The following is a 10,909-nucleotide window of genomic DNA, read 5'->3' as shown; positions in this document are numbered from 1 at the left end:
CCCATGCTGATCGTCTACCGCATCGACACGGGCGAGATCGTCGACAACACCGGCACGAACAGCCGCTGGCCCGAGGGGCCGCCGGACGACCTCGCGTTCGTCAATACCGACGCGGCCGGCATCGACCGCGACGGACTGGCGCTGCTTCGATTGCACGACCGCGACGACGCCGAGTTGGTGCAGCAGGCGTTGACACACCAGATCATCGTGCAGGATGGCCAGTTGGTCATCGGTTATCCGCACCCCGAACCGGACCCGGTCGAGCCCGAACCGGACCCGGTGATGGAACGGCTTGAAGCGTTGGAGGTCGAAGTGCGTGGCATACGTGAACGTGCCGCCGCCGCCAACGTCGCGAACGCCGACGCGAAGGCTGTGCGTGACGCGGTCGCCGGCCCACGCGGCTGATGGACTCCATGTTCGACGTCGTTGATGCTCCCTCCGGCAGGTCCGACATCTTCGCTGCCGTGGTGGACGGTTCGTCCTACCCGTGGGAACGGCTGGCCCTGTGGCTCGAGCGGACCGCCGGCGGCCGTCTCAGCGTGTTGTGGCGGCCGATGTCGATGCAGTTCACCGGCCAGTGGTGGGCCGCCGGTTCCGCCGCCGACGGCTACCCGCGCGCGTCGCTGGTGCTCAACACAGACATGCGGCCGTCGGCGCTGCCGTTCACCATCGCGCACGAGCTTGGCCATGCCGTCGACTCGGCCACGCTCGGCAACATTGACCGGGCCCGGTTGTCCGAGCTGATGCACCGCCGTCCGCTGCCGCAGCTCGGCCACTTCGATCACGACCACCGCGACGCCGGCCACGCCAACGAGGACTGGTCGTCGCACGCCAACCACTACCCGTCCCGGCTCAACGAGGCGTTCGCTGACCTGTTCGTCGCCGCCTTCTGCCCCGAGCAATGGGAAAGGCGCTGGCCGAGGTTCGTGCACTGGACCGACGACCTCGACGCCTTCCGACGCCTGGTCCTCACCCGCGACATCCCCACCGCCACCGTCACGCCGGACGTCGTGGCGGCCAGCCAGGAGGACGACCCGATGGGACGCTTCGTCGACGTGCCAGACACCGCCACCCACGCCCGCGACATCGAAGACCTGGCGGCCGCCGGGATCATCGCGGGCAACACGGACGGGACGTTCAAGCCCGGCGCGCCAGTCCGGCGGGACCAGATGGCGGCCATGCTCGCCCGCGCGCTCGACAAGGTCGCACCGGGTTGGCGCGGCTGACCGACTCACATATGTCGAGTGGTGGCCTCGACGCTGCTGGGCTGAACGTCGAGACCAGCGCCAACCCGCTGGCGGCGCGCCCGCCGCCTGCAGCGCGGCGAACCCGCCTGCGATCGTGGACGAGCGCGGCGGCCAGGCGTTGTCGCACTGTGCCCAGCCGGCCGTTGACCGTGCGGTCAGGCCCCGCGCGACTTGCCCGGGGCCGAGCGACTCGACCTCACGTCAAGTGGGGGGCGGCGGACCGGGTCACTTCTCCTTCGAAACTGGTGCACGACCAGGAGCCGCCCCCCCGTGTCCCGCTACGACCTGCGATTCGCCGCCCGCCACCCCCTGCGCTGGGTGCGGCACTGGTGGCTCCACCTCGTCGTCGCCCTCACCCTTGTCGTCCTCGCCGCCGCCTGGGACGCCCCCGTCTTCGAGGCCGCATTCGCACCCAACCTCTGGCCGCTCGGCGCCATGTTCGTCGCCGGACTCGTCCTCGCCTCATCGATCGCACCGTTCGAACCGAAGATGCAGGCCACCGCCGGCGCCGCCCTGATCACCCTCGGACTCTTGCGGCTCGGCGCAATGATCGAAGCCCTCTGGGTCGACAAGGCCGACAGCGCACTCCTCATCTCGCTCGCCTGCCACGCCATCGTGATCGCCGCACTCGGTGTGATCTGGCCCTCGTGGACCGCAGCCTGCGGCGCCGCTGCCACCGTCGAAGCCGGCGAGGACGATCGGGGAGTGAGGGGTGCATGAGCTATTCACCCTCGAGGGGCTGGCCACCGTCGGACGCCTGGCAGGCGGGGGCGGCCTGTTCGTGTGGACGCTGCTGTGGCTGCTGCGCCGTGGTGACGCGCTGCAGCGCGAGAACATCGACGAGCTGCGCCGGCAGCGTGACCACTACCGCAAGCGGGCGGAGGCGGCCGAGGCGGAGCTGCGTGGCCGGCTCGATACCGGCGAGATCTTGATCACCAAGCCCCCCGATTCGGGGGGCTCGTCGTGAAGGAGCACCACGTGAACGAATCGACCCGCGCATGGATCTACCGGATCGCAACCGCGACCATCGCCCTCCTGGTCGTGTACGGCATCCTCGACGGTGAGCAGGCCGCCGGCTGGACCCTGTGGGCCGCCGCCGTGATGGCCGTCCCCGTCGGCGCGCTCGCGGCCGCACACACCTCCACCAAGAACGACCAGCCGTGACGTCCTCCCTCGAACCGGGCGACGCCTACGACGACGTCCCCGTCGACGACACGGCCGAACCCGCGGACGCCAACTCCGACCACGACGGCCCCGGCGCCGCCGAGGTCGACCGATGACCACCGCGACCCACGCAGGGTTCCTTTCTCGCGCCACCCTCGGGATGCGGCCACCGAAGTCGATTTCGCGCAACATCGACGCCGCCCGCGGCGGCTGCGCCCTGCACTACGGCGGCGACAACGTCCCGATCGCCAGCCACGCCCAGTGCATTGCGACCTGGCTGTCCTGGCAGCGGTTCCACATGGACTCGCGAGGGTGGGCGGACCTCGCCTACACGCTCGGTGTGTGCCAGCACGGCTACGTGTTCGCCGGACGCGGCGCCGGCCTCCGCACCGCGGCGAACGGCAGCAACGACGGCAACCTGCGCTTCTACGCCATCGTATGGATCGGCGGTGCACGCCAGACCCCCACGGCCCTCGCGCTGGCCGCCATCGACTGGGCGATCGCCGAGCTACGTCGGCTGGGTGCCGGTGATCGTGTCGTGCGCCATGCCGATCTGAACTCCACCGGCTGCCCAGGCGACCCGCTCGGCCGTCACGCGCGCCTGCGGGACCGGCAACCGATCCGCCAACAGTCGCAGGACGCAGTCCCACCGGCGACACCCATCGAGCAGGAGTACGAGATGAAGCGTGGTGACCGCGGCGGCGACGTTCGCAAGATGCAGGAACGGCTCATCCAGCTAGGCCACTACACGGGTCAGCTCGACGGCGACTTCGGGCCGCAGACCGAGGCCGCGGTGCTCGCCTACCAGCAGGAACGACGCCTCGAGGTGACCGGCCGCGTGTCGCTCTGGACCGCCGTGGACCTACAGGCTCGTGCTCACGCGCTGGGTAGCCACCGGTAGTACTTCCCGAGCTGTGAATGAGTCGATCCGCGCCGCACTGCTGGCCGCCGCCGCGTTCTTCGGCTTCAGGCCGACGCCAACAGGTTCGCCCGCGCCGTCGGCTGCAGAGGATCCCGCGGTCACGGCGGATAGGATTGCACTCCGCGCCTTGCAGGGCGCATGTGGGTGGGGTGAAGTTGCTGGTAGTGGCGAAATTCCTACTGCTCGCAATCGCTGTTGTCGCCGGAGCAGTGGTTGGTCTCTCCGAGATTCCGTGGCCGGATGAATACTGGGAAGTTCGCCAAGGCTGGGTAACGGCAGCTCGGATCACGTTGGTCCTCGTCACGGCACTCGAGGCCATCCGAACCGCCGCTGCTGTCTCGCTCCGCCACCATCGGGAGAAGCGGGCGGGTCTTGTTGAGGGTGTTCTGTACTACACCCTTGTTCGCCTGGATGAGGCCACTGCAGATGCGTTGCGTTGGCACGACATCGGGATCCACGTCTGGGAGCTTCCTCGCGTTCCTCGCTGGCCTCGCCAACTGAAGAAGGTGGCACGCGTTCGCATCGAGAACGATGGCCGCGGAGGCACCAACATCAGGTGGACCAGGGGCACCGGTGCCATCGGCATCTGCTGGGAAACCGGCGAAGGGCGCGTCTTCAACGCGTCGGCGCTGATGGCGGTCTCGCGAGACGAGTGGGAAAGCCGCACCGATGAGGAACGGATGGGCCTCGATTGGCGACAGGCGCAGATGACCAAGAACTACGGCGGCATCGTCGTCATGCCGATGCGTAGCAAGAAGGGAAGGTTCCGAGGGTGCGTAAGCGTTGATGGTCCTGAGGGATCTTTCCAGACCTTGAGAAATAAGAAAGTGCTTGAAGTGGTACAGAATTGCGCGTCAACTTGCGCGAGCACCCTGTACCCCTGACTTCAGAAAGCTCAAACATCCCGTCAGATGACGTACCAGAGGACTAGCATCGTGCTGTCGTCTCAGGTGCACTGCACGTGAGGCGACCGAGGAGGCAAGAGTGAGCAACCCAGCACGCAGAAGGCGGAAGAAGTCCGACACGATCATCACGATCCGCACGGTTGACCAGAAGATCTCCCCGGGATTCATCGACGGCATGCGCCGGTTTGGTGTGGACTCCCAGGTTGTAGAGGCAGCCGAGAAGCGCAACCGCGAACTCGCCCAACCGTCCCCGCGACGGTAACCCGCATCAAGGGGGCCCCGGTTTCGGCCGGGGCCTCTCCCTTGTTCGTCGGGTGGCCGGACTTTTGGTTGAAGTGATGCCTTTTTCCATCGCGGGGCGGGCAGTAGCCGGACGTTCGGCGTCAACCTGGCCGAACGTCTAGGGTGTCTGGCGCCGCGGGGGCCGCGGCGCCAACAGGGGAACAGGGGGATCTTGTGCCACGACGTCTTGCCCTCATGCTTGCAATCGCCATGGTGGCCATGCTGCTGCCAGCCAACATGGCTGCCGCCGGCCCGGCCATCGTGGTCGGTGATCTCGAGGTCGTCTACCTCAATCACGGCAACGGCGACACGGCCGTCTACCGCGGCGCGTGCGGAGACGTGGGCATCGTCGACGTGAACGTCGGTGCAGATGGCGCGGTGCTAGACCTGCTTGACCGGTGGGGCGCCCGCGACAAGGTCCGCTGGATCGCCGCATCGCACATGCATGCCGACCACATTGGCGGCATCCGCGCCGTCGCTGAAGCGACCGGCGCCACGATCGTCCACCGCGGCGCACCGGCGTACAACTCGCAGACCTACCGTGACCTGATGGCCTCCGCCGCCGGCCGCGAACACATCGTGGCCAGCGGCGACAGTTTCGACCTCTGCGACGGCACCTTCTTCGAAGTGCTGTGGTCCGGTTCGTCCAACGACACCGCCTCGTTCCCGACCTCGGATGAGAACGCCCGCTCGATGTGTCTCAAGGTCGAACACTTCGAGTTCACCAAGGGCACCTGCGGCGACCTGCTGTCCGCCGGCGAAACGGCGCTCGCATCCACGCTTGGCCGCCTCGACGTCTGGAAGGTGTCCCACCACGGCTCCTCCACCTCCTCGCCCGCCAGCCTGATCGACACCATCCGTCCCGAAGCGGCGGTGCTCACCGTCGGCCGCAACAGCTACGGCCACCCGTCGTCGACCGTGGTCTCGCGCTACACCACCGCCGGCACCACGCTGTTCCAGACCGCCGACGCCACCGGCGCAGCGGTCGATGGCGACATCACCATCACCGCCGGCTTCGACGGCGACTTCTTCATCACGAGCTCGCAGGGCCGCACCTACACCTCCAGCGGCGTGCAGCCGCCCCAGCCGGTACCGGTGGGACCCGCGTGCGAAGGAACTCCCCGCAACCGTTTCCCTGACGTCACCTCGGGCAGCCACGCGTTCGCGATCGACTGCATCGGCTGGTGGGGCGTCACCCAAGGCAACCGCGACGGCACCTACAACCCGACCGGCACCGTCACTCGCGACCAGATGGCGTCGTTCGTGGCCCGCACCATCGAGCTTTCCGGCGGCACGTTGCCGAACTCACCGGCCAACCACTTCACCGACGACAACGGCAACGCCCACGAGCTGCGGATCAACCAGCTTGCCGAACTCGGTGTCGTCGGCGGAGTAGGTGGAGGCCGCTACGCGCCGGCACGCAACGTCACCCGCGCCCAGATGGCGACCTTCCTCGCCAACGCCTGGGAAGCCCGCACCGGCAGCCCGCTACCGGCCGGCCGCGACTTCTTCACCGACGTCGACGGCGACACCCATCAGGCCCGCATCAACGCCGTCGCCCAAGCCGGATTGACCGGCGGAGCCGCGCCCGGAATCTACAACCCCGGTGGAGACGTGACCCGCGCACAAATGGGCACCTTCCTCGCGCGGTTCATGGCCAAGCTCGTCGCCGACGGGCACACCACACATCCGCCGGCGAACCCAGTTCCGATGCCGCCACCGCCGGCACCAGCGCCGCCGCCTCCGGCACCCGAACCGCCGGCCGACCCGGCACCGGGCTGCGTCAACATCAACACGGCGTCGACCGACGACCTGCAACGGATCATCCACATCGGACCTGACCGTGCCGCCGAGATCGTCAGGCTGCGGCCGTTCTCCCGTGTCGAGGACCTCGAGCGTGTCTCGGGCATCGGGCCCGCCCGCATCCGCGACATCATCAACCAAGGGGTGGCCTGCGTCAGCTGACTTGAGCGGCGTCACCGCCCCCGTTGTCGACGTTCGGGTCGGCGGCGGGGGCTTTCCGCTGTCGTCCCCACCAGCGTGTGTAATGCCGCAGGCACCAGCCTCGCGCGTAGTGGACCTCACCACACTCGGCGACGTCGCAAGTACGGCCCGACCGGAACTCCATCACGGGCACTCCGGCCTGCACGTCGCCGTGTGTACGCCAGCGGGCGTAGTGAGCCGAACACCAGCCGCGGGCTTCATGCTCACGATCGCAACCGTCGACGCTGCATGTCCGTGACCCAGCAGGCATCCGCACCTCCGGCAGCGTCAGGCTCGCCACTCTACGACGATCCGGTCCGCGTCGAACCGATTGCGCCCCTTCACGGCAGCTCGGATCACGGCCCGGTCGATGACGGCTCCAACGGCGGCACGCTGAAACTCCAAGTCCAGCCCGTCGTCCCACCGAGCTCGTAGCTGCATGCCGCGGCCGACCCACGGGGCGGCCTGCCGGTTGCGGGTTGTCGCGGCGGCCGCGGCGCGCGCTTGCTCGAGCTGCTGGTCGATGGATGTACGGGCGGTCATCCACTCGCGACGGGAGATGCCGCCGTTCGCCCACATGCCGGCCAGGTCGTCGAGTCTGCCGATCAGCACCCGGATCCGGGCGGCGTGGTCGTCACCATCGTCGTCGGGTCGGCCGAGGGCTGAAGCGAGGTCGGGGGAGTCGAGCGCATCGCAAACCATGTCGGCGAGCAGCTGGTCGGTCGGGTCGGCCAAGATCACGGTGCCGTTGCACCCTTCCGGCTTGGGCGGGCAGGCGTAGCGGCGCCGGCCGTTGGTGGCGATCGATCCGCGCATCCGGCTGTCACAGTTGTGGCAGCGGAGGATGCCTGAGAGCAGGAAGGTCCGGCCGGCGTGGGGGACGGTTCGGGCAGGGTCGGTGAGGACGGTACGGAGCCGGTCGCAGGTGTCGACGTCGAGGATGGCCGGCCACACGCCATCAGCGACGATCTCGCCGCGATGTTCACGTTGGCCGCAGAGCCGCCGTTGCAGCAGCAGGTTCCGTAGCGTCTGCGCGGACCAGGGCCTGCCGGTGCTAGTGGTGAGGGACTGACGGTTCCAGTCGAGCACGATCGACCGGATCGACTCGCCGGCCAGCACACGCGCGGCGGCGTCGACGATCATGTCGGCCTCGTGAGGGACGATGTCGGTCCACCCGTCGGTGAGCCCGAACGCCCGAGGTCCGCCGTGCTTGGGCCGTCCGGCCTTGGCGGACGCTGCCTTGACCGAGCGCAGCCGGAGGCTCATGGTGGCGGACTCGAGGCGGGCGAACGCGACGAGGATGCGGACGATCACGAGGCCGAGCTCGTTGGAGGTGTCGACGGGTTCGTTGACTGAGGCGAGGGTCGCGTCGTGGGTCTCGCAGATGGCCCAGAAGCGTTCGAACTCGGCGGGTGACCGTACGAGCCGGTCGAGCTTCCAGACGAGCACACCGTCGACCTGGCGGGATGCCAGAGCGGTCAGCATCGACTCGTAGCCGGGGCGGGTGACCTTCCGGTACGCGGAGAGGTCGACGTCCTTGAAGACTTCGGCGACCGTCCAGCCCTTGGCGGCTGCGAACGCGCGGGCGTCAGCTTCCTGCCGTGCGGTGGCGGTTTCGGTGCCGTCGGCGTCCTTGGACAGGCGGGTGTAGATCGCGCAGCGTTTCATCGGGTAGATCCTACGGATCGGCTGGGACACGCCACGTGTGTTCTCCACAAGTTCACCGGTGTGGCGATCCGCTCGCTCGACGAGCTCGTCGACCGGGGTGCGCTGTCGCAGCCGGTCGCGACGTTCCTGCGGGCGGCCGCGCGGGCGACCCTGTCGATGGTGTTCGCCGGTCCGCCCGGGTCGGGGAAGACGACCCTGCTGTCGTGCTGCACCGCCGAACTCGACCCGAGCCTGCGCGTCGTGACCGCGGAGGAGGTCTTCGAGGTCGACGTCCCGCTGCCCAACGTCGCCTCGATGCAGACGCGCGCCGCCCGACCGGACCGGCCGGGCGTCGATCTGCGGCGGCTGGTCGCGGGCTTCCTGCGCATGGCGCCCGACGTCGCCATCGTCGGCGAGGTCCGCGACCACGAGGCACTGCCGCTGCTGCTCACCCTGTCCTCGGGCGTGAAGGGCTACACGACCATCCATGCCGGCTCGGCGCGCCAGGCCCTGTCCCGGTTGCGGTTCATCAGCCAGCTCGCCGACACGCGGTCGGAGCTGCCGATGCTGGCACTCACCTCGCTGGTGACCGAGGCGGTCGACGTCGTGGTCCAGTGCCGTCGGGTCGACGGCAAGCCGCGCGTCGAGGAGATCGTCGCCGTCGAGGACCTGCAGTCGGGAGAGGGCGGGTCGAGGTTCACCGTGACCGAGCTGTTCCGCCGGACCGGACCCGACGATGCGCTCACCTGGTCGGGCAACGTGCCGGTGCGGTGCGCCCGCCCGTTGGCGACCGCCGGCTTCGACGTCCGTGCGCTGCTCGAGGCCGCCGGTCCGGGAGCCGCCGGATCGACCTCGGGCGGAACGGGTTTCGGATCGGGGGACGGACCGGGGTCGGGGGGTGGCCGGTGAGCGCAGGGCTGCAGGGCCTGGTGCTGGCCCTCACCGCCGGGTACGGGGTCTACCTCGTCTACACCGCCCTGGTGCTGCGCTGGCGGGGGGTCGGGGTGGGGCCGTCACCGGCGGCACGACGTCCCCGACGGCTGCGCGCCCAGGAGTTCCTGGTGCAGGCCGGCCTGCAGCGGGTGCGCCCCGTCGAGCTGGCGGCCGTGATGGCCGTGCTGTTCGCGGTGGCCGCGGCGCTGGGCTGGGCGATGTACGACGGCGTCGTCGTGCCGGTGGCGATCGGGATGGTCGCGGCCGGGACGCCGCTGTGGTCGGCACGGGCCAGACGGCACCGTCGGCGCGAGCTCGCGCGCGAGGCGTGGCCACGTTTGATCGAGGAGATCCGGCTCAACGCCGTGACGCTCGGTCGCTCGATCCCGCAGGCCCTGCTCACGGTCGGGATGCGCGGACCCGAGGAGATGCGTCCCGCCTTCGCTGCCGCGCACCGCGAGTGGCTGATCTCCACCGACTTCGAACGCACGCTCGACGTCCTGCGCGACCGTCTCGCCGATCCGACGGCCGACGCCGTCTGCGAGACCCTGCTGATCGCCCACGACGTGGGTGGCACCGAGGTCGACGCCCGCCTCAAGGCGCTTGCCGCCGACCGGATGCAGGACCTGCAGGGTCGCAAGGATGCCCGGGCGAAGCAGGCCGCGGTCCGCTTCGCCCGGTTGTTCGTGTTGCTTGTGCCGATCGGTATGGCGTTCGTCGGCCTGTCCATCGGCGAGGGGCGCGCCGCCTATGCCAGCGACGCCGGCCAGGTGTTCGTGCTCGTGGCGCTGGCCCTGATCGCGGGCTGCTGGGCGTGGGCAGGCCAACTGCTGCGGCTGCCCGAGGAGCAGCGGGTCTTCCTCGGCTCGGGGACCGGGGAGCGAGCGTGACCGCGCTGCTGGTGGGGACGGGGCTGTCGTTGTGGACCGGGCTGACGTTGCTCCTGGCCGAGTTGCGGTGGTTCTCGCGGCCGAGCCTCGTCGCACGTCTGGGTCCCTACGTTCCCGGCGGGATGGGCGTGGCGGGCTCGGCCGGACTGTTCTCGGTCGAGACCTTCCGGGACGCCGTCGGTCCGGCGGCTCGGCGCCTGGGGGAGCTCTTCTCGCGCCTGTTCGGCGTGAGCGAGGAGCTTGACCGCAAGCTGCGGCGGATCCACTCCGACGTCGACGTGACCGAGTTCAGGGTCCGGCAGGTCGGCTGGTCCCTGGCGGCGTTGCTCGCCGGCGGACTGTCCAGCGCCGCGCTGCGTCCCTCCGCCCCCGTCGCGCTGCTGTTCACCGTCGGCAGCCTGTTGCTCGCCTTCCTGCTCGTCGAGCACCAGGTCGGTTCGTCGTCGACGCGATGGAAGCGGACCGTGCACCTCGAGCTGCCCGTGGTGGCCGAACAGGTCGCCATGCTGCTCGCAGCCGGCTACTCGCTGGCGGGCGCGCTCGACCGCGTCGCACGTCGGGGTCAGGGGGCGGTGGCCAGCGACCTGCGACGGGTCCTGACGCGGGTCCGGCAGGGCCTGAGCGAGGAGCGGGCCCTGCAGGAGTGGGCCGAACTCGCCGACGTCGCGTCCGTGGACCGGTTCGTCGCCGTTCTCGCCCTCAATCGCGAAGCCAGCGATCTCGGCCGTCTCATCGCCGAAGAAGCCCGGGCCATCCGGCACGACGTCCAGCGTGAACTGGTGGAACGGCTGGAGCGGCGCGGGCAACAGGTGTGGATCCCGGTCACCGTGGCGACCCTGCTGCCCGGTGTCATCTTCATCGCGATCCCGTTCACCCGGGCGCTCGACGGCTTCCTGGGACGCTGAGGCGTGCGAGGCGCGCGCTCGTCCACAGGCC

12 protein-coding genes are annotated in these 10,909 nt (G+C 69.5%); 11 read left to right on the top strand and 1 reads right to left on the bottom strand.

Going from position 1 to position 10,909, the window contains the following annotated elements; all coding sequences use genetic code 11:
• Window positions 1-3: 3 nt before the first annotated feature.
• The 8 genes from ACERMF_RS13195 (at window position 4) to ACERMF_RS13160 (ending at window position 6,485) form a co-directional block, all read left to right on the top strand.
• The gene (locus ACERMF_RS13195; protein WP_373669564.1) at window positions 4-405 is read left to right on the top strand and encodes a hypothetical protein; all 402 of its coding nucleotides are present in this window, start codon (window positions 4-6) and stop codon (window positions 403-405) included.
• A complete protein-coding gene (locus ACERMF_RS13190) occupies window positions 405-1,226 on the top strand; it encodes an S-layer homology domain-containing protein (protein WP_373669563.1) in 822 nt (273 codons plus the stop codon). The genes ACERMF_RS13195 and ACERMF_RS13190 overlap by 1 nt, the downstream gene beginning before the upstream one ends.
• Before the next feature lie 291 nt (window positions 1,227-1,517).
• Entirely contained in the window at window positions 1,518-1,967 is a 450-nt protein-coding gene (locus ACERMF_RS13185) for a hypothetical protein (RefSeq protein WP_373669562.1), read from the top strand.
• Window positions 1,960-2,214 (top strand): hypothetical protein, encoded by a 255-nt coding sequence (locus ACERMF_RS13180; protein WP_373669561.1) that lies wholly within the window; start codon window positions 1,960-1,962, stop codon window positions 2,212-2,214. Before ACERMF_RS13185 ends, ACERMF_RS13180 begins: the two co-directional genes overlap by 8 nt.
• An 11-nt stretch (window positions 2,215-2,225) precedes the next feature.
• Window positions 2,226-2,411 (top strand): hypothetical protein, encoded by a 186-nt coding sequence (locus ACERMF_RS13175; protein ID WP_373669560.1) that lies wholly within the window; start codon window positions 2,226-2,228, stop codon window positions 2,409-2,411.
• A 112-nt stretch (window positions 2,412-2,523) separates the two neighbouring features.
• Window positions 2,524-3,312 carry an N-acetylmuramoyl-L-alanine amidase gene (locus ACERMF_RS13170; protein WP_373669559.1) on the top strand — a complete coding sequence of 263 codons (789 nt, stop codon included), beginning with the start codon at window positions 2,524-2,526 and terminating at the stop codon, window positions 3,310-3,312.
• A 170-nt stretch (window positions 3,313-3,482) separates the two neighbouring features.
• The gene (locus tag ACERMF_RS13165; RefSeq protein ID WP_373669558.1) at window positions 3,483-4,217 is read left to right on the top strand and encodes a hypothetical protein; all 735 of its coding nucleotides are present in this window, start codon (window positions 3,483-3,485) and stop codon (window positions 4,215-4,217) included.
• Between the two features lie 498 nt (window positions 4,218-4,715).
• Window positions 4,716-6,485, top strand: a complete 1,770-nt coding sequence (locus ACERMF_RS13160; RefSeq protein WP_373669557.1) for an S-layer homology domain-containing protein — start codon at window positions 4,716-4,718, stop codon at window positions 6,483-6,485.
• 306 nt (window positions 6,486-6,791) lie between these two features.
• On the opposite strand, the gene ACERMF_RS13155 is transcribed toward ACERMF_RS13160, so the two are convergent.
• Window positions 6,792-8,171: a recombinase family protein gene (locus ACERMF_RS13155; RefSeq protein WP_373669556.1), complete on the bottom strand. Its 1,380-nt coding sequence runs from the start codon at window positions 8,169-8,171 to the stop codon at window positions 6,792-6,794.
• Window positions 8,172-8,231: 60 nt separating this feature from the next.
• Here ACERMF_RS13155 and ACERMF_RS13150 point away from each other — a divergent pair, with 60 nt between their 5' ends.
• Genes ACERMF_RS13150 through ACERMF_RS13140 form a run of 3 tightly spaced genes read left to right on the top strand, consistent with a single transcriptional unit; the run spans window position 8,232 to window position 10,878 of the window.
• Window positions 8,232-9,059, top strand: a complete 828-nt coding sequence (locus ACERMF_RS13150; RefSeq protein ID WP_373669555.1) for an ATPase, T2SS/T4P/T4SS family — start codon at window positions 8,232-8,234, stop codon at window positions 9,057-9,059.
• Complete coding sequence (locus ACERMF_RS13145) at window positions 9,056-9,973, top strand: type II secretion system F family protein (RefSeq protein ID WP_373669554.1); 918 nt, start codon at window positions 9,056-9,058, stop codon at window positions 9,971-9,973. The genes ACERMF_RS13150 and ACERMF_RS13145 overlap by 4 nt, the downstream gene beginning before the upstream one ends.
• The gene (locus tag ACERMF_RS13140; protein ID WP_373669553.1) at window positions 9,970-10,878 is read left to right on the top strand and encodes a type II secretion system F family protein; all 909 of its coding nucleotides are present in this window, start codon (window positions 9,970-9,972) and stop codon (window positions 10,876-10,878) included. Before ACERMF_RS13145 ends, ACERMF_RS13140 begins: the two co-directional genes overlap by 4 nt.
• The last annotated feature ends 31 nt before the right edge of the window (window positions 10,879-10,909 follow it).

Source organism: Egicoccus sp. AB-alg6-2 (genome assembly GCF_041821025.1).
Classification (GTDB): Bacteria; Actinomycetota; Nitriliruptoria; order Nitriliruptorales; family Nitriliruptoraceae; genus Egicoccus.
This window is presented reverse-complemented; position numbering and strand designations above follow the sequence as displayed.